Raw genomic sequence first — 19,858 nt, 5'->3', positions numbered from 1 at the left:
AAAATAAAGAGATGACCCATACTTAATTAGGGTCATCTCTTTATTATGTTGCAATTAGAAAAGGGTATTATTTTATAGTAAAGATTTTACATGGTTTACTACATTTTCAACAGTAAAGCCATATTCTTCTATTACTTTATCTCCGTTAGCCGAAGCTCCGAATTTATCGATAGCAATAATTTTTCCTTCACTACCAACATATCGTTCCCAACCGAAGGAAGCTGCCATTTCAATGGCAACGCGTTTTTTCACTTGTGGTGGAAGAATTGTATTTTTATATGTCTCTTCCTGAACATTAAAACGATCCCAAGAAGGCATGCTGACAACCTGCACGTCAATTCCTTTTGTAGCCAATTCTTTCTGAGCTGCAACTGCCAACTGCACCTCAGAACCAGTTGCAAGCAATAGCGCATCAGGAGTATCCTTTTCAGCCTTACTTACAATATACGCACCTTTTTTGACACCTTCATAGGCATGTTCCTTTGTTCCTTCTAGTGTTGGTAAATTTTGTCTTGTAAGAACTAATGCTGTAGGTGTGTCTGTAGATTCCAAAGCAAGTCTCCAAGCAGCCTGTGTTTCATTTCCATCTGCAGGACGAATCAATGATAACCCAGGCATAGCACGTAAAGCAGCTAAATGCTCTACAGGTTCATGTGTCGGTCCATCTTCTCCCACAGCAATAGAATCATGGGTGAAAACATAAGTTACAGGAACATTCATGATGGATGATAACCTTACTGCTGGTCTTAGATAATCACTAAAAACAAAGAAGGTTCCTGCATACACGTTTAAACCACCATGTAAAGCCATCCCGTTCAAAGCAGCACCCATTGCATGTTCCCTTACACCAAACCACACATTACGACCAGCGTAATTATTCCGTGTAAAATCATCTTCGTCATTGATGGTAGTTTTGTTAGAACCAGCTAAATCGGCACTACCACCAAAGAAGTTCGGTACAGCTTTAGCTATGGCGTTAAGCACTTTACCAGATGAAGCCCTTGTAGCCAACGTGTCTTTTTCAGGTTCAAATACAGGTAAGTCTTTTTCCCAATCTGCAGGAAGCTTGCCATTCAGTGCTAATTCAAATTCATTAGCTAGCTCTGGATATTTTTCTTTATATACTGCTACCTGTTGATTCCATTTTTCTTCAGCAGCTGCGCCATTGTCTGAAATTTTCCCCTTGAAATCTGCATAAACTTCTTCTGGTACATGAAAATCTTCATGCCCCCATTTATAGAATTCTTTTGTTAGTTTCACTTCATCTTTCCCAAGTGGTGCGCCATGTGAAGCAGCTGATGCTGACTTATTAGGTGACCCGTAACCAATAACTGTTTTGACCTCAATCAAAGTAGCTGGTCGGTATTTTCTTTCGCTTTTTTAATCGCAGCCCTTAACTCATTTAGGTCATTCCCATCTTCTACACGGATCACTTGCCAACCATAAGCTTCAAACCGTTGCTCTGTATTATCTGAGAAAGAACGGTTTAATTCTCCATCTAAAGAAATATCATTAGAATCATACAAAGCAATTAGTTTTCCAAGACCAAGATGACCTGCTAGAGATGCAGCTTCATGCGAAATACCTTCCATTAAGTCTCCATCACTGACTAAAGCATACGTATTATGATTAACAACGGCAATATCATCCTTATTAAACTTGGCTGCTAAATGAGCTTCAGCCATTGCCATACCAACAGACATAGCAATACCTTGTCCCAAAGGTCCGGTAGTTGCTTCAACTCCGTCCGTGTGATTTACTTCTGGATGACCAGGAGTCTTAGAATCCCATTGTCTGAATTCTTTTAAATCCTCAATTGTCACATTATATCCAGATAGATGCAGTAAACTATATAGCAACATTGATCCATGTCCCGCAGATAACACAAAGCGGTCTCTATTAAACCACTTTGAATTGTTCGGATTATGTGTCATAAAGTCAGTCCATAATGTGTAAGCCATCGGAGCAGCCCCCATTGGGAGACCAGGATGACCAGAGTTTGCGTTTTCGATAGCGTCAATAGATAAGGTTCTAATGGTATTCACTGATTGTTCTTCAATATTGTTTGGCATATAATAAGCTCCTCTCGTAAATACAACTTTAATATCCTACTTTATTCTATAACGAAAAAACATTAGTAACAAGTATTATAGGATTCAAAAAACAATTCTGTGATAGTTTGAACAAACTTTAAGAAATTATTTATTTATTTAGAGCAGTATTTAGCTAATGTTTTTTGTTTCTTTCTTGTAAGTCCCTCACTTTTTGAGGAGTAACGTCATTACCTTCCGGATCCATAACTGTCATGGTTTTAAATTGGTTTTTAAAAGAACTGCGGACATTTTTTAAATATTCTTCCCGCAACTTCTTTTGTTCTTTCTTCTCCTCCGTCGATAAACCCTCTTGCTTTGATTTTTTAGCTAACTGATTGATACGTTCTAACTTATCTTTGGATAACATTATAATTAAACCTCCTGCTCGAGTGAATAGCAATATAAAAAGACAGGAACGATCGTTCCTGTCTTTTTATATTACGCTCCATAATACTTATATTCAAGTGTTTTGAAACTCCTTAAATCTTCGATGTACTGTCGCTTTAGAAACAGAATATCCTAAACCATTTAGCGTTGTTGCAATTTCTTCAAATGTGAGATTTTTTTCTCTTAATCTGATTACTTCTTCTATAGGAAAGGAAATTCTATCTCTTCCTGGAGCTTTGTCTTGACGTGATAAATTATTTTGAGGCTTATAACCTTCTTTAACAGCCTTCTTCATCCCTCGTTTTATCTTTGTATTATGAATGATACGTTGATATTCTTCTACGATACCGACAATTTGTAAAACCATAGAGTCTGATTCAGATAACTCCAGTTCTCCTTCATGTATAGCTGTAAAAATTGGTATGTCGAGCTTTTTCAAATGATGGAATAAAGCAATTTTCGTATTTCCTCGCCCAAGCCTTGTTTCATCCTGAATAAGTAGACAATCCGCTCTATTGGAAGTAAAATAATCAAGCATTTCATAGATACCGTCTCTATTAATTTCATATCCACTTATTTGTTCTTCTATACATGCAATAATAGTAAATCCATTTTGTCTTGCAAGTTTTTGTAGTTCTTCTTTTTGCCTGCTTAAAGAGGTCTCCTGTGTTGATTTATCTGTACTTACCCGACAATAAATAATAGCATTCATTTAATAAACTTCTCCTGCCCTTTACTTATATACTACTCAGCTTGTAACCATAGAATAATACAAGAAACCTAAGGTTAAAGCAAATGCCACCAGATAGAATACGTCTGTTTTTGTTAATTTTCCAAACATAGTAAAATCCACCTCCCGCAAATTTAGAACCTTTGTTCGCTTATCTAATATGAGTATCGCACGAACATATGATCTTGTCAAGTCATTTTTCGAACGAACGTTTGCTTTTTCTATTTCTCAATGATAAACTATTAATAGTTAAACTATATGTGCGAGGTGTTTGATAGATGACAAAACTTTCTAATAGACAGCAAATGATTTTGGATTTTATAAAGGAAGAAGTTACTAACAAGGGGTATCCACCTTCTGTCAGAGAAATAGCTGTTGCTGTGGGGCTTGCTTCCAGCTCAACCGTCCATGGCCATCTTGCCAGACTGGAAAGCAAAGGTTTTATTCGCCGGGATCCTACAAAGCCTAGAGCAATTGAGATACTTGATATTACAGGCGAAGAAAGTATCCCAAGAGAGGAAGCGAGATATGCTCCTGTTATTGGTAAGGTAACTGCTGGTCTTCCAATTACAGCAGTAGAAAATATTGAGGAGTTTGTGCCTCTTCCAAGTAATACAGCAGGTCCGGATGATCATCTGTTTGTTTTGGTAATTGAAGGAGAAAGTATGATTGAAGCCGGGATACTTGATGGAGACATGGTTATCGTTAAACAGCAAAACACCGCCCAGAACAGCGATATTGTCGTTGCTATGACAGAAGAAGATGAAGCAACGGTTAAACGCTTCTTTAAAGAAAGCGATCATATACGCTTACAACCTGAGAACGCTACAATGGAACCCTTACTGTACAAAAATGTAAGCATACTTGGAAAAGTTATTGGATTGTATCGCAATATACATTAATAGTGCTTCTGCATAACACGAAACTGAAATGTGTTATTCGTCACTGAACCATTTGTGTTCTGTATCCCTTACTTCCATGAGCTTATGTGAGAAAAAGCAAAAAGACAATGATCATGTAGGTTAACTGCTAAAGATCACTAGTGTAAGAAGTTAAGCAAAACGGTTGCTGACTAAAAACCTGAGCACAAAATTATATTCTGTCTCATAAAAAAAACTGCCATTATGGCAGTTTTTTAGATTTTAATCAATCTTAATAGGTGCTTAAATATTGTTCTCTTTCCCAAGGATGTACCGTCGTACGGAACATATCCCATTCAATTTCTTTTGCTTCCATGAAATGTTCATATAAATGATCTCCAAGCGCTTGAACGATAACTTTATCCTGTTCCAATTCTTTCAAAGCACCCATCAGTGTCGACGGTAAATCCTTAATACCGTTTTCCTCACGTTCTGCTCTGGTCATTACATAAATGTTTCTGTCAACAGCTGCCGGTGGTGTTAATTTATTTTCCACACCATCAAGTCCAGCTGCTAATAATACCGCCATAGCCATGTAAGGATTAGCTGCAGGGTCGACACTGCGTACTTCAATCCGTGTACTTAGACCCCTAGAGTATGGGATACGAACCAACGGGCTTCTGTTCGCTGCAGACCACGCTACATAGGAAGGAGCCTCATATCCAGGAACAAGCCTCTTATATGAGTTCACCGTTGGATTAGTTACTGCTGTGAAGTTTGTTGCATGCTTCATGATACCGGCTGTAAATTGAAATGCTACATCACTTAGTTGCATGTCACCCTGTTTATCAAAAAACATATTTTCTCCATTTTTAAACAAGGACATGTTTACATGCATTCCAGAACCATTTACACCAAATAAAGGCTTCGGCATAAAAGTAGCATGTAGATTATGCTTTCTGGCAATTGTTTTTACTACTAGTTTAAATGTTTGGATATCATCGGCATGTTTAACCGCATCAGCATATTTAAAATCAATTTCGTGTTGGCCCGGAGCACCCTCATGATGAGAAGCTTCAATCTCAAAGCCCATTTCTTCTAATTCAAGAACAATGTCCCTACGGCAATTCTCTCCTAGATCAGTTGGCGCCAGGTCGAAGTACCCGCCCGATCATTCAACTCTAAAGAAGGATCCCCTTTTTCATCTAATTTAAATAAAAAGAATTCCGGCTCTGTTCCAATATTAAATGCATCAAAACCTAGTTCTTCCATTTTCTTTAAATTACGCTTTAGATTATATCGAGGACAACCCTCAAATGGTGTTCCATCCGGATTGTAAATATCACAAATAAAGCGGGCTACTTTACCTTTATCAGATGTCCACGGAAATACTACAAATGAATCAAGATCTGGATATAAATACATATCTGATTCTTCAATGCGAACAAAACCTTCAATGGAAGACCCGTCAAACATCATCTTATTATCCAGTGCCTTTTCAAGTTGACTCAGTGGAATTTCTACATTCTTAATAATTCCAAGCATATCTGTAAATTGCAGACGAATAAATCGTACATTCTCTTCATCGATTTGCCTTAAAATTTCCTCTTTGGTAATTCGTTTTCCCATCATTTCTCCTCCTGATTTGAGTTGGATTTATATAAAGAGAGAACTACTCTCTTCTTCCTAATTCCTAAAAAATCTTGATAATTCTCCTTGTCTTAAGCTCGCTTTCCCATACCTTCCTGCTTCATTTAACTCATTTCGTAAAATACTTCGCAGTTCCTTATCCGAAAGCTCTGATTTACCTTGGGCTTTTGGCAAATCTTTTTCTTCTTCAAGTAATAATTTAATACCGGCAATGTTTAGACCTCGGTCAAGTAGTGATTTAATCTTTAGTAATTTATCCACATCATTAAACGAGAATAATCTTTGATTACCTGTAGTTCTTTCGGGATGAATCAGGTTATTTTCTTCATAATATCTTATCTGTCTTGCTGTTAACTCCGTTAGTTTAATAACTATCCCAATAGAGAATAAGGGCATGGATCGTCTCTCTTTATCATTCAATACATAACCCCCTTATGTAATTATGTAACTAATTATAGATTATGTGAGATTAACTGTCAAATTGATGTTAGGTTTCCTCACATAAAAGAATAAATTAAAAGGAAGAGATAGCTACTTCTCTTCCTTTTCCCTTTTATAAAGTTAAAAAACCTTTTATTTGGAGTTCTTTTACTGATTGGGTAAGAGCTATCTTTACATGAGCATAGGTTAAACCACCCTGAACAAAAACAATATAAGGATACCGCAGTGGGCCATCTGCTGACAATTCAATACTTGAACCCTGAATAAACGTTCCGGCAGCCATAATAACTTGATCTTCGTATCCGGGCATCTCACTTGGATAAGGTTTCACAAATGAGTTGACAGGTGAACTTTCCTGAATAGCCTGACAAAAAGCTACCATTTCCTTCTCTTCTTGAAACGTTACAGATTGAATTAAGTCCGTACGAACTGCTTGATAATGTGGAGATGTTGTATAACCTGCTAATTCTAACAATCTGGAAGTGAAAACTGCGCCTTTTAAGGCTTCCCCGACAACATGAGGTGCCATAAAAAATCCCTGATACATTTCATGCAATGTATTCAGAGTTGCTCCAGTTTCCTTACCAAGACCTGGCGCTGTTAGCTATTGGCACACTTTAAAACTAATTTTTCTTTCCCAACGATATAACCGCCGGCACGGACCATTCCTCCACCCGGGTTCTTAATTAATGATCCCGCCATAATATCTGCCCCGACATGTAATGGTTCTATATCTTCTACAAATTCACCGTAACAATTATCTACAAAAATGATAATATCTTCATTTATATCCTTAATGAATTTAACCATATCCCCTATTTCTTCGACAGTAAACGAAGGCCGATCATCATATCCTTTCGATCTTTGAATCCCAATTACTTTTGTTTTGTCGCTTATATTTTCTTCGATGGAAGGATAATTAATGGACCCATTTAAATTTAAATTGACTTCTTTGTAGGAAATCTGAAAGTCTTTTAACGAGCCGGTATCAGTTTTACCACGTTTACCAATAACCTCCTCCAACGTATCATACGGTTTTCCAGTTATATAAATAAGTTCATCATTAGGTCTTAACAACCCGAATAAAGTAGTGGAAATAGCATGAGTACCTGATACCAATTGGGGTCTGACGAGTGCATCCTCTCCTCCGAATACATCTGCGTATATTTTCTCTAGGGATTCTCTTCCCATATCATCATAGCCGTAGCCGCTTGTCGAATTAAAATGACTATCGCTCACACGATTTTGCTTAAACGCATCTAGCACTCGTTTCTGATTTATCTCTACAGTTTTATTAATCTTATTATGAATATGCTTGCAATCTTTTTCTGCTTTTTCTACTAATTGTTCTAACATTGGTTGTTTTTACTCCTCTAATAGGCTTTCTAAAGCGTGATTTTTCTGCATATAGCCTTTTACTATATAATAATTTTTTTCTTCATTAAAATATTTATCCTTGACGATTGTCTCTAACTCAAGTCTGGTCATTATTTTTCCTTCATCGGGGCGTAATTCCAGCTTGTAATACTTCCACTCTTTTATTAAAGATTCTTCAATTTTGGTTTGCAACAAATCTACATCCCCATCTTCATAGGCGCTCATAATGAAATAAGGGTGGTTTGAAGGTATAAAATCTTTTTCCATTAAATCCTTTTTGTTATAAATGGTTAACATAGGAATTGTATCTGCATGTAATTCTTCCAATAATATACGGACAGTATGTTGGTGTTGTTCCAGATCAGGATTTGAGCCATCTACGACATGCAGAAGAAAGTCCGCTTCAGATACTTCCTCCAACGTGGACTTAAATGCTGCAATTAAAGATGTAGGTAAATCTTGAATAAAGCCTACCGTATCTGTTAGTAATGATTGGAAGCCCGACGGCAGTTTAATTTGTCGAGTTAATGGGTCCAGAGTAGCAAAAAGTTTATCTTCTACCATACTTTCACTATCAGTTAAACGATTGAATAAAGTTGATTTTCCAGCGTTTGTATAACCTACAACGGCAATTTGAAATACTTCATTGGCTTTTCGTCTCTTTCTATATTGCTCTCTTTGCTGTGCTACAGAGGACAGTCTTCTTTTAATATCATAAATCCTACGTCTAATATGTCTTTGATCTGTCTCCAGCTTTGTCTCACCAGGACCTCTGGTGCCAATCCCCGCTCCTAATCTGGACATGCTCGCTCCTTGACCACGGAGTCTCGGTAGCATATATTCCAACTGGGCAAGTTCTACTTGGAGCTTTCCTTCTTTGGTTCTAGCCCTTTGTGCAAATATATCGAGGATTAATTGGCTTCTATCGATTATCCGTACGCCAAATTCATTTCCTAAATTACGTAATTGACCTGAAGAAAGCTCATCATTTGAGATAACCAACTCGATATCCAGTTCCTCAATTTCCTGTTTTATTTCTTCCATTTTCCCAGTTCCAATGTAATTAGCTGGATGAATTCGGTCTCGTTTCTGTACCATTATTTTCTGGACTGCCCCGCCAGCAGTTTGACTTAAAGAAATGAGTTCTTCTAAAGAAGATTGAAATCTTTCTTCATTTTGTCTCGGTCGCATAACTGCAATAACTAGTATTTTTTCTACTGTCATATTTAAACCTCTTTCTATCAACCCTTAACGTATTATCTACATGTATTATCATACCAAACGGAGCATCTGATAACCAAATATTGCGCTATCAATTATCGAACAGCAGATCTTTTTCTGTTAATGTAATCAACTCGTCTGTAGTTAGGTTATTCCTTTTTAACAGGCGAACTGCATGAAGCCTGATTGCATTTTCAATTACATTTCTTACATAGCGGGCATTGGAGAAATTACGGGCTTTTTCTTGAGTTTTTTTATATAAATGCATTCTTAATTCCTGTTCCGCTTCTTTTGTTAAACGATATTCACGCTCTGCTGCCATTTGCCTGGCTATTTTCATTAATTGACTTATTTCATAATCCTCAAAATCTAATATAAATGGAAACCTTGACTGTAAGCCAGGATTTAACGTTAAAAATCTTTCCATCTCATACGGATAGCCCGCTAAGATTAGTACAAAATCATTATGGTGATCTTCCATATGTTTTACTAACGTATCAATAGCTTCTTTTCCAAAATCCTTATCGCCGCCTCGCGCCAGTGAGTAAGCTTCATCTATAAACAGAATTCCTCCCATTGCCTTTTGAATAATAGTACGGGTCTTTTGAGCGGTTTGACCAATATATTCACCAACAAGATCGGCTCTTTCAGCTTCAATAAAGTGCCCTTTTGACAATAAATTCATTTCAAAATATAGCTTTGCCAACTTCCTTGCCACAGTAGTTTTTCCTGTCCCGGGATTTCCTTTAAATAGCATGTGGAGAACTTGCTTAGAGCTCTTTAATCCTAATTCATGTCTTTTTTGATTAATTACTACTGTTGCATAAATTTCTTTTATTGTTTTTTTCAAATCTTGCAAGCCAATAATCGAAGAGAATTCTTGATTTATATGTGTAAATGGATTGTTTTCAAGTGACGAAATTGTTTTCTGTGATTTTCCTTCATCGTTTTTTTGTTCTTTTAAAACAATATTAATTTGACTTTTCTTATTCCTGATTAATTGTGTTTCCATACCATCACCTCTCAGTCAATTCAGTATACGCACTTAATCAATATGGTGTGACATTCGCCTATATATCTGAGAGTATTTTTGATAGTTCGTTTAATGTATACAAAAGGCCCCAAAATGCAAATACAACAAGGGTCGGAGTAATAATTTACTTCTGTAGATAATGATTTTAAAGGAGAGTTTGTTCCTCAAAATATTCAATTCAAACTTATTTCAGATAACTTCTTAATAATTTACATATAAAAACGGGTGCTAAGCAGCACCCGTTTCAACATCTATTCTGTTTCTAAAGACACATTTTTAACTGGAGCGAAAGTGGAAATTGCGTGTTTGAAAATTAATTGTTGCTTTCCTTCTGTCTCAAGTAAAACTGTAAAATTATCAAATGCTTTTAATGTCCCTCTTAATTGAAATCCATTTGTTAAGAAAACAGTTACTGCGATGTGATTTTTTCTTAATTGATTTAGATATTGGTCTTGAATATTAACATTTTGAGCCATTATGTTTCCTCCTCATTTCTATCTATATATAACTATTTCTATTTGTCTTGCAATAATCCTGCTAGATCATCTAAAATCTTTATAAAATCTTCCTGATATGTATCTGGATTAATGGAATACCAACTTATTTTCATCTTATTGCGAAACCAAGTATATTGCCGTTTTGCGTATCTTCTTGAATTTTTCTTTAAATTTTCAACCGCTTCTTCAAATGGCTGCTTTCCATGAATATAGGGAACTATTTCTTTGTAACCGATCGCCTTCATGGAACCATATTTTTCATAACCCTTTTCATATAACGATTTCACTTCTTCAACCAGTCCGTCTTTAATCATCTTGTCTACACGCTGGTTAATCCGTTTATATAGTAGGTCTCTCTCCATTTCCAAGCCGATAAAAATAACGTTGTATGGAGACTCTATCGTTTGCTCTTTTTGGAGCTGAGACATTTTCACTCCTGTTATCTCATAAATCTCTAATGCTCGAATTACTCTTCGATAGTTATTTGGATGAATTTTTTCAGCCTGTTCCGGATCAATTACACGTAACCGGTCATATAGATGTTTAACTCCTAATTCTACCCGTTCGTTTTCCAATCGCTTCGTAATTCGCTCATCACGTCCTGCTGGAGAAAAATTGTAGTCAAATAAAGCGGACTGTATATATAGGCCGCTTCCTCCTACAATAATCGGGATCTTTCCTTTGGCATCTATAGATTCAATACATGTTTGCACATGGTTTTTAAAATCTGCAGCAGAGTAAGGTTCATTAGGCTCTTTTATATCAATTAAATGATGTGGGATTTCTTGCATTTCCCGCTCATCAACTTTTGCAGTCCCAATATCCATTCCTTTATATACCTGCATAGAATCTCCGCTGATAATTTCACCCTCAAATCGCTTTGCTATCTCAATACTTAGTTTGGTTTTCCCTACTGCTGTGGGACCGACAATTGCAATTACTGTTATTTTCATACCTCTTCCCCTACATACTGATTATTTACTCATAAGCCTGATAAGCTCGGAACATCCATAGATTTTTTTCCAATTTTGTCTGTAATGAAATTAGTAAATCTTCAGTAGGGTAATCCTTGTGCTTATCAGCTAAAACAAGTCCCTCATCCCTAATTTCTGAAATAATTTGTTCGAAATCTTTTATTAGTTGAGATACTATTTCACTTTCTTTATCATCTGCATTTGCCTCTTCTAATGTAGACTCTTTTAAATACTTGGTCATCGTAGCCAAAGGTTTTCCTTCTATCATTAAAATTCTTTCTGCTATTTCATCTAGTTCACTGGCAAATAACTCATATAACTCTTCAAATTTTTCATGAAGCTGGAAGAAATGTCTACCTTGTACAAACCAATGGTATCGATGCAACTTAACATACAATACAAAGTAATTTGATAGTAACTGATTCAGAAAGTTAATTAACCTTTGATTTTCCATTTTTTACACCTCTGAGCTTTTTGTACTCATTATTCACTTGGTGTATTGTTTTTATACAGCATTTACATTACACGTTTAAACATTTTCTCTAGTTCATAGGAAGAAAAATGAATAATTATCGGTCTGCCATGTGGACAAGTGAATGGGTCTGTCGTTTTACGCAGATCTTCTAACAGACGAAACATATCATCATGGTTCAGATAGTGATTTGCTTTTATAGATCTTTTACAAGACATTAAAATAGCGGCTTCTTCTCTTATACTTTCAATATTCACTTTTTCCTCATTCATTATTTGGTCGATCATTTCACGAATGATCTCTTCCTCAAAACCATTAGGAAACCAATTAGGGTGTGATCGAATTACATATGTTTGATGACCAAAAGGTTCAAAAAACAAACCAACTTTTTCTAACTCTTCTTTATAAGTTTCAAGAAACAGGGATTCTTGTTTGGAAAATTCAAAAGTTAGAGGGATTAATAATTCTTGTGACTCATTGGTTGTTGTTCCAAGCTTTTTCTTAAAAAATTCATATTTAATTCTTTCTTGTGCAGCATGTTGATCAACCATATATAACCCATTCTCGTTTTGCGCTAAAATGTAGGTGCCCTGTAACTGACCAATGGGATACATAATTGGCACCCGTTGGGCATGAGTGGTAATCTGCTTTTCATTTAAAACTGACTCATCCTCCTTCATATCTACTTGAGAGGAAGGTGCATAAAAATCAGCTACAGGACCATTAGGTTGATACGTATTTGCTACTTCACCCTCTTTATTAGAAGGTTCTTCTGCTTCCTGGTAGCTTTGTTCACGTATAGTCTCTTCATGAGTAGGATATCTTACTTCTTGTGTTGAGCTGTCACCAAAATCCATCATATTTTGCTGCGTCACTTCTTTTTTTGCAGGTTTCTGCTGCATTTCTGGTATAAGGGTGATCTCACGAAATTTATGTTTAATTGTATCTTCGATGGCTGAAAACAGTTCCTTTTCTTTACTAAATCGCACTTCAAGCTTTGTTGGATGGACATTTACATCTACTAATATAGGGTCCATTTTTATATCTAAGACTACAATAGGAGATCTGCCAATAGGTAGCAAGGTGTGATATGCACGAATGATTGCCTGTGTTAAAGGAATACTTTTTATATATCTGCCGTTAATAATGGTAGATACATAGTTTCTGGAAGCCCTCGTGATTTCAGGTTTCGCTATATAACCATGAATGGAAAAATCCAAAGTCTTCTTCTTGATTGGCAGCATTTTGCGGGCAACTCCCATACCGTATACTTGTGATATAACCTGCAAAACATCTCCTGTGCCAGGGGTTTTAAACAATCCTTTCCCATTATGGGTAGCTTCAAACCTGATTTCTGGATGAGACAATGCAAGCCTATTTAACAAATCAGTAATGTGCCCTAATTCTGTGTGAATGGTTTTCATATACTTTAATCGAGCTGGAGTATTAAAAAATAAATCATCCACCGTTATCTCCGTACCACGTCGTGCATCCCCTTTTTTTCTTTCAATCATTTTTCCGCCTTCTAATTGCAATACAGTACCAGCATGCTTACCTTGTGAGGTTTTTATGGTTAGTCTGCTTACAGATGCAATACTTGCTAAGGCTTCTCCACGAAATCCCAATGTTTTTACATGAAATAAATCTGTTTCATTTTTAATTTTACTCGTAGCATGACGAAGGAATGCATGTTCACAATCGTCCTCTGCCATTCCTTCACCATCATCAGTAATTTTAATGTGCTGGAGCCCAGCTTCCATAAGTTCAACTTTAATCCATGTACTGTTTGCATCAATACTATTCTCTACTAATTCTTTTACAACAGATGCAGGGCGTTCAACTACTTCCCCAGCAGCTATTTTGTTAGCTAAGGCATCTGGCATTTGTATAATTTTCATGCAAACATTTCCTTTCCCTTAGTACTTTTTAACTTGTTTTTGCAAGCGGTACAATTCATTCATAGCATCAAGTGGGGTCAATGCGAAAAGATCCAATTCCTTTAGATCTTTAATTACTTTTTCTGAAGAGCCTATTTGTTTTTCATTAAGAGTTGGGCTAGAGGTTTGTACTTCATTAAAGAAGGATAATTGACCACTTTTAATTTCCTCTGTGTCTCCGTCCGTAGTGGGCTTTCCTTCGTTCTCAAGCTTCTCTAATATTTCACTTGCTCGATCTATTAGTTCATTTGGTAGTTCAGCCAGTTTCGCTACGTGGATACCGTAGCTTTTGTCTGCAGGACCTTCTTTTATTTGGTGAAGAAAAACCACATTACCTTCATATTCCTCTGCACGTACGTGAATATTTTTCAATTGTGGCAGGGATTCTTCCAATATTGTCAACTCATGGTAATGAGTTGAAAACAATGTCTTCGCCTGAAGTTTATTGTGAATATATTCTACAATTGCTTGGGCAAGCGCCATCCCATCATACGTACTAGTTCCTCTTCCTATTTCATCCAACAATATTAAACTGCGATCTGTCGCATGGGATAAAGCATGTTTCGCCTCTAGCATTTCTACCATAAAAGTACTTTGACCAGAAACAAGATCGTCTGCTGCCCCAATTCTAGTAAATATTTGGTCGAAAATAATCAGTTCTGCATCTTCACAAGGAACGAAGCAGCCGATTTGCCCCATAATGACGGTTAAGGCTAATTGCCGCATATATGTACTTTTTCCTGACATATTCGGCCCAGTAATTAAAAGCATATTCCTCTCCGAATTCAACGAAATATTGTTCGGAACAAATGTACCATCTTTCATAACTTGTTCAATGACCGGATGCCTGCCATTTTTTATAGTTAGTGTATTATTAGAAGAAAAACTTGGTCGTCGATAATTATTTATTTCACTCACTGTAGCAAATGCTTGTAATACATCGACTTTACTGACTACATCAGCAATATGTTGTAACTGTGGTATATGCTCTTTTATTTGGTCTCTGATTTCAAGGAATAGCTGATATTCCAACTCAATAATTTTTTCTTCAGCTTCTAAAATGAGCTGCTCTTTTTCTTTCAATTCCGGAGTAATATATCTCTCTGCATTTGTCAGTGTCTGTTTTCGTTCATATTTACCTTCTGGCAACAAATGAAGGTTTGCTTTCGTAACCTCTATATAATAACCAAAAACACGATTATATCCAATCTTTAGCGATTTAATGTTTGTCTCTTTTTTTTCTTTCTGCTCAAGCTCAGCTATCCATTGTTTTCCATTTCTAGAAGCATCCCTGTAAGTATCCAATTGGGAATGATAACCATCTTTAATTATCGAACCTTCCTTGATGGAAATGGGGGGATTATCTACTAAACTCGTGTTTAATAAGTCTACTAGCTGATTTGGAAATAGTATCTTATCAGCTAGCTTGTTTATTTCCTCACCTTGAAAGCCTGAAAGAATTGCCTTAATCTCAGGAAGTTTCTCTAAAGATTGTTTAAGTTGCACTAAATCCCTGGCATTTACATTTCCAAACGCTACTCTGCCTGCTAATCTTTCCATATCATATACAGACTTTAATACTTCTCTTAATTGGTCTCGCTCCATAAATGCTTGAATAAAGCCTTCTACTATTTCAAGTCTCTCTTCAATCTTTTTTTGGTTTAAGAGAGGACGTTCCAGCCATTTTTTTAATAGCCTTGATCCCATTGCGGTTACAGTTTTGTCCAGAACCCATAGCAGACTACCATGCTTTCCTTTTTTAATAATGGTCTCGGTTAATTCGAGATTCCTTTTTGAATACATATCCAATGAAAGATGATGCTGCAGGTCAATGACTTTCGCTTGCTGTAAATGGTGCAAAGAACGTTTCTGTGTGTGTTGAACATAATTCAATAACCGGCTGAAAGCTTTTAATAGCCTTTCATCATTTAAGTTTTCGCAAAGGTCACGGTATTCAGCATTAAAATCTACAATATCCTGATAGGATAAGGTAACATTTAACTTACCCTTTAATTGCTGTTGTAATTGTTCTGGTAGATTAGAAGAGATAACTATTTCCTTAATTGGCTGATTATATAATTCGTGAATAACTGCATCCCATCCATCCATGATGAGAGCTAATCTGTTTTCTCCTGTAGATAAATCATGATAAACAACTACGTACGATCCGTCCTGAAAATGGGAAAGGCTGGCTATATAATTATTCTCTCCTTCACGAAGCATTGCTGACTCCATAACGGTACCTGGAGTAATAAGTTGAACCACTTCTCTTTTTACCACACCTTTTGCTGTTTTCGGGTCTTCAACTTGTTCGCAAATTGCTACCTTATATCCCTTTTCAATGAGTGTCTTAATATAATTTTCCGCAGCATGGTATGGAACTCCGCACATGGGTATAGGTTCTTTTTGTCCTGAATCTCTTTTCGTAAGTGTGATTTCCAGCTCTCTGGATGCTTGAATTGCATCATCAAAAAACATTTCATAAAAATCACCTAGCCGAAAAAATAAAAAAGCATCTTTGTTCTCAGCTTTAATTTTTAGATATTGCTCCATCATTGGTGTATACTTTGCCATCATTTTTCCTCCACTTACCCATTTATTCTTTTGTCATTATAGCATATTTCCCTTCCTTCCGACGAATAACGCAACCAATAATAATAGCGCAAGCGTCTGAAATAAGAAAGACATGTTAGACCTGTCCTTTTTAATGCCTGTCTGACCTTAGAATTCAATTACTCGTCCTACTTCAGCTTTACCACACTAGAACGTCCGGCCAGTTTAACTGCAGGTGTCTTCTAAGGAGAACTTAGTAAAGCCTAAAATCAGATAAATCTTTTCTAAGAAAAAAATTAGGACAATATTAATAAAAAATCCCCCCCTTTTAACCTTACAAAAAATAAAATACGAGGATTAAATCCTCGTATTTAAAATTAGTCTTTATGATCCATAAATTCAGGATCTACGTCACCTAGTTCATCGTCCGTTAACTCAAAATCCCATCCGTCATCATCTTCATCTTCGTGATCTTTTTCCCAATGTGGGTTTACTTTAACAGAAATTTTCGTCTCACCAATTACTTGAACAACAAATTCTCTTTCAATTTCCACAACAATTTTATGTCCTTTGTTGGAGATTTTGCACTCAAGGCAATTAGGTTGCTGAATCACCTTGGCAATGACATCAAACTCATCATTTATGCAATGCTCATCTTTAACGGAGAGCGGGATAATATCACAATAAGTGACCCTTTCGGTGACTACTTCTGTTTTCGTATTGTCATTATACGAATACCAGATGTTTATATCATAACTACCATTGATTTCCACTGTGTCCTCCGACTTTTTCTTAGCATTGTATAAATGATTAATTACCCAGCACCCAAGTATGCTTGTCGGTTTATGGGTTGGCGTAATTGAATGGGATGTTTGAGTGAACTTTTTTCCTTTGCCACAAACGGCTTTCGTAATGATTTCTCTATAGTCACGGTTTAGAAAAGTCATAGCTACTTTTACCTCCTCTTTGTTCATAATCATTTTATGCAAGACAAATACCTAAAGTGCATAACATCTGAATAAGAAAAAGAGGAATGAATGAAGAAAAACTTTAGCCTTTGATAGCAACTTACAATTGTTAACCTTAAAAACCATTATTATAGCGTTTATTTAAATTAGAAAGAAGAGGGTAATTTGCTAGTTACTGCTCACAGGAATTGAACATAGCCATTTATTTATAAGAACATTATTTTTAAAAATAGAAAACCAGAAAAAACAACTTGTTTTTTCTGGTTTTCTTTCCTTAATTTAATGCCCACAACCCATGCTATTTTGCTTTTTGGAACCTGTTTCTCCTGCAAGGAGGTCTCCACCTGTGGATTCTATTACATTATTTGTTACCTCTCTTGCTATGGTCCCTGAAACTAATTGTAATACATCGTTCACTACAACCTGTGTTTCTTTAAACTCTTGCACAACAGGAATTGCGTCGATCTCTTCCTGCAAACGGTCAATTTCTGCTTCAACTTTCTTTAAAGCTTCTGATTTTCCATAAGCTTGGAAGTTCACAGCTTGTTTTTGTAGTGCCTTTATTCGTTTGATTAGTTGCTGTACCTTCTGATTTTCATTTATCTTTGCCTCTACCTGCTTAAATCGGTCAATCTCTTCCGTGCTAGCAAGCATACTCGCCAACTTCTTTGCTTCATTCAATATTTCTGTACGTGTATATTGAGCCATGTCAGTTCACCTCTACTGTATTTTCTACCATGATACCATTTAATGACCAAGTCTTCGCTTCTGTTATTTCAACTTCTACAATTTTTCCTATTGCTGATTTTGGTCCTTTAAAGTTAACAAGCTTATTCCTTTCCGTATAGCCGGCAAGTACATCAGGATCCTTTTTACTTTCTCCTTCTACCAATACACTAACAACTTTCTTGTCATACGTCTTCATTGACTCTGCCGATTGCTTATTCACCAATTCATTTAGGCGGTATAAACGTTGTTTTTTAACATCCTCTGGAATATCATCTTTCTTTCGAGCGGCTGGAGTACCCTCGCGTGGAGAGTATATAAATGTATATGCTGCTTCAAAACCTACTTCTTCCACTAAAGTCATCGTTTCTTCAAATTGTTCATCAGTTTCATTAGGGAAACCTACAATAATATCTGTGGTTAAAGTGGCGTTCGGCATGGCCTTTCGTATTTTATGAACTAATTCCAAATATTCTTCACGTGTGTATTTACGGTTCATTTTCTTCAATACTTCACTGCTACCAGATTGGACAGGTAAATGAATATGATCCAATAGGTTACCACCCTTTGCTAACACTTCAATCAAACGGTCATCAAAATCTCTTGGATGAGACGTCGTAAAGCGAACACGCGGGATATCTATTTTATGAATTGCATCCATTAAATCACCCAATCCATAGGACATATCATCAAAATCTTTTCCATAAGCATTCACATTTTGTCCTAGTAGAGTTACTTCTTGATAACCTTGTGCTGCTAAATGGCGCACTTCTTGAATAATGTCTTCTGGTCTTCTGCTCCGTTCTTTACCACGAGTCATTGGGACAATACAATATGTACAAAATTTGTCACAGCCATACATTATATTAACCCATGCCTTAATTTTCCCTTTACGCGCCTTAGGAAGATTTTCAATTACATCTCCCTCTTTTGACCACACTTCTATTATCTTTTCCTTACCAAACATTGCTTCTTTGACCAAGTGTGGCAATCGGTGAATATTATGTGTACCAAAGATCAAGTCAACATGCTGATGTTTTTTTAGAATCCTATTTACAACAGATTCTTCCTGTGACATACATCCACAAACACCAAGAATGAGATCAGGCTTTTCCAACTTCAATGGTTTTAAATGACCGATTTCCCCAAATACTTTATTTTCTGCATTTTCGCGGATAGCACATGTGTTAAGCAAAATAATATCTGCTTCTTCTGTTTCTGTTGTCGATTCATAACCCATTTCTGTTAAGATGCCTGCCATTACTTCTGTGTCATGTTCATTCATTTGACACCCGTATGTACGGATGAGGAATTTTTTACCTTCACCGATATTCTCCATGTCTTCAGGGATAGCAAAGTCATAATGTACATTTACTTTATCTCGTCCACGTTTACGTGCTTTATTTAAATTTGGAGGCTCATACGTAGTCTCAAAATATTTTGCAAAATCTGCACTTGTTTTTTCACTAAGTGGTTTTTCCAGACCGGATTTTCTGTCCGCGGCATCCACTTGTTTAATTTGTGCTTGCTCTTTACGCTGTTGTTCGTTCATTAAAGAAACTCCTTTCAATTTTAGCAAGGTTATACATTATTCCAGTATAAGCCCTATAAACAAAATTAACAATATGTAACCAAATAGCTAACAGGATAATTTCACTTGCCTTAAGATAATTTACTAAAATTGTCATAAACAACTATCCAGCAATAAAATTATAATCGGTCCACTTTTTACTATTGCTAATGTTATTTTATATATTCCTTCCGTACATTACAGTAGGAGAAACTGCGACGTAACTTTATTGATGAAAAGCTCAGTAAAATATTTGAGGAGAAGTGACCCATTGATTTCCGTTTCAGGCGGACGCTTTCACACCTCCGGGTACAAGCGCAACATCTGTTCGTAACCTCACTGGGTCTTCGCCTCATGCTATTCCGGCAA

15 protein-coding genes and 3 pseudogenes are annotated in these 19,858 nt (G+C 36.3%); 1 reads left to right on the top strand and 17 read right to left on the bottom strand.

Annotation, left to right across the window (positions count from 1 at the left end; all coding sequences use genetic code 11):
• Positions 1-72 precede the first annotated feature (72 nt).
• The 4 genes and pseudogenes from tkt to JCM12304_RS19785 form a co-directional block, all read right to left on the bottom strand.
• Positions 73-2,072: pseudogene (gene tkt, locus JCM12304_RS17810) on the bottom strand (transketolase).
• Between the two features lie 154 nt (positions 2,073-2,226).
• Complete coding sequence (locus JCM12304_RS17805; RefSeq protein ID WP_019378488.1) at positions 2,227-2,460, bottom strand: DUF896 domain-containing protein; 234 nt, start codon at positions 2,458-2,460, stop codon at positions 2,227-2,229.
• Between the two features lie 93 nt (positions 2,461-2,553).
• The gene (locus tag JCM12304_RS17800) at positions 2,554-3,192 is read right to left on the bottom strand and encodes a YneB family resolvase-like protein (RefSeq protein ID WP_019378489.1); all 639 of its coding nucleotides are present in this window, start codon (positions 3,190-3,192) and stop codon (positions 2,554-2,556) included.
• 36 nt (positions 3,193-3,228) lie between these two features.
• The gene (locus tag JCM12304_RS19785; protein WP_218185800.1) at positions 3,229-3,402 is read right to left on the bottom strand and encodes a hypothetical protein; all 174 of its coding nucleotides are present in this window, start codon (positions 3,400-3,402) and stop codon (positions 3,229-3,231) included.
• A gap of 86 nt (positions 3,403-3,488) precedes the next feature.
• On the opposite strand from JCM12304_RS19785, the gene lexA reads away from it, so the two are divergent.
• Positions 3,489-4,112 (top strand): transcriptional repressor LexA, encoded by a 624-nt coding sequence (gene lexA / locus JCM12304_RS17795; protein ID WP_060681859.1) that lies wholly within the window; start codon positions 3,489-3,491, stop codon positions 4,110-4,112.
• Between the two features lie 250 nt (positions 4,113-4,362).
• On the opposite strand, the pseudogene glnA reads toward lexA, so the two are convergent.
• From glnA to miaB, 13 genes and pseudogenes are all read right to left on the bottom strand, one after another.
• Positions 4,363-5,699, bottom strand: a pseudogene (glnA, locus tag JCM12304_RS17790) (type I glutamate--ammonia ligase).
• Positions 5,700-5,756: 57 nt separating this feature from the next.
• Positions 5,757-6,140, bottom strand: coding sequence for a MerR family transcriptional regulator (locus JCM12304_RS17785; protein WP_060681858.1), 384 nt, complete (start codon positions 6,138-6,140; stop codon positions 5,757-5,759).
• A 133-nt stretch (positions 6,141-6,273) separates the two neighbouring features.
• A pseudogene (locus JCM12304_RS17780) lies at positions 6,274-7,517 on the bottom strand (methionine gamma-lyase family protein).
• A 9-nt stretch (positions 7,518-7,526) separates the two neighbouring features.
• The gene (hflX, locus tag JCM12304_RS17775; protein WP_019378495.1) at positions 7,527-8,762 is read right to left on the bottom strand and encodes a GTPase HflX; all 1,236 of its coding nucleotides are present in this window, start codon (positions 8,760-8,762) and stop codon (positions 7,527-7,529) included.
• Between the two features lie 88 nt (positions 8,763-8,850).
• Complete coding sequence (gene spoVK / locus JCM12304_RS17770) at positions 8,851-9,771, bottom strand: stage V sporulation protein K (RefSeq protein ID WP_060681857.1); 921 nt, start codon at positions 9,769-9,771, stop codon at positions 8,851-8,853.
• A gap of 272 nt (positions 9,772-10,043) precedes the next feature.
• Positions 10,044-10,268, bottom strand: a complete 225-nt coding sequence (hfq, locus tag JCM12304_RS17765; protein WP_019378497.1) for an RNA chaperone Hfq — start codon at positions 10,266-10,268, stop codon at positions 10,044-10,046.
• A 38-nt stretch (positions 10,269-10,306) separates the two neighbouring features.
• Positions 10,307-11,242: a tRNA (adenosine(37)-N6)-dimethylallyltransferase MiaA gene (gene miaA / locus JCM12304_RS17760; protein ID WP_060681856.1), complete on the bottom strand. Its 936-nt coding sequence runs from the start codon at positions 11,240-11,242 to the stop codon at positions 10,307-10,309.
• A 25-nt stretch (positions 11,243-11,267) separates the two neighbouring features.
• Positions 11,268-11,717, bottom strand: coding sequence for a Dps family protein (locus JCM12304_RS17755; protein WP_060681855.1), 450 nt, complete (start codon positions 11,715-11,717; stop codon positions 11,268-11,270).
• A gap of 62 nt (positions 11,718-11,779) precedes the next feature.
• The gene (mutL, locus tag JCM12304_RS17750; protein WP_060681854.1) at positions 11,780-13,633 is read right to left on the bottom strand and encodes a DNA mismatch repair endonuclease MutL; all 1,854 of its coding nucleotides are present in this window, start codon (positions 13,631-13,633) and stop codon (positions 11,780-11,782) included.
• An 18-nt stretch (positions 13,634-13,651) separates the two neighbouring features.
• Entirely contained in the window at positions 13,652-16,246 is a 2,595-nt protein-coding gene (gene mutS, locus JCM12304_RS17745) for a DNA mismatch repair protein MutS (protein ID WP_060681853.1), read from the bottom strand.
• Positions 16,247-16,602: 356 nt separating this feature from the next.
• Positions 16,603-17,172 (bottom strand): outer spore coat protein CotE, encoded by a 570-nt coding sequence (locus tag JCM12304_RS17740; RefSeq protein WP_060681852.1) that lies wholly within the window; start codon positions 17,170-17,172, stop codon positions 16,603-16,605.
• A gap of 300 nt (positions 17,173-17,472) precedes the next feature.
• The gene (locus tag JCM12304_RS17735) at positions 17,473-17,901 is read right to left on the bottom strand and encodes a YlbF/YmcA family competence regulator (RefSeq protein ID WP_019378503.1); all 429 of its coding nucleotides are present in this window, start codon (positions 17,899-17,901) and stop codon (positions 17,473-17,475) included.
• A 1-nt stretch (position 17,902) separates the two neighbouring features.
• A complete protein-coding gene (gene miaB / locus JCM12304_RS17730; protein ID WP_060681851.1) occupies positions 17,903-19,471 on the bottom strand; it encodes a tRNA (N6-isopentenyl adenosine(37)-C2)-methylthiotransferase MiaB in 1,569 nt (522 codons plus the stop codon).
• Between the last annotated feature and the right edge of the window lie 387 nt (positions 19,472-19,858).

The sequence above is a fragment of the Virgibacillus halodenitrificans JCM 12304 genome (assembly GCF_001310895.1).
Lineage (GTDB): Bacteria > Bacillota > Bacilli > Bacillales > Amphibacillaceae > Virgibacillus_Q > Virgibacillus_Q halodenitrificans.
This window is presented reverse-complemented; position numbering and strand designations above follow the sequence as displayed.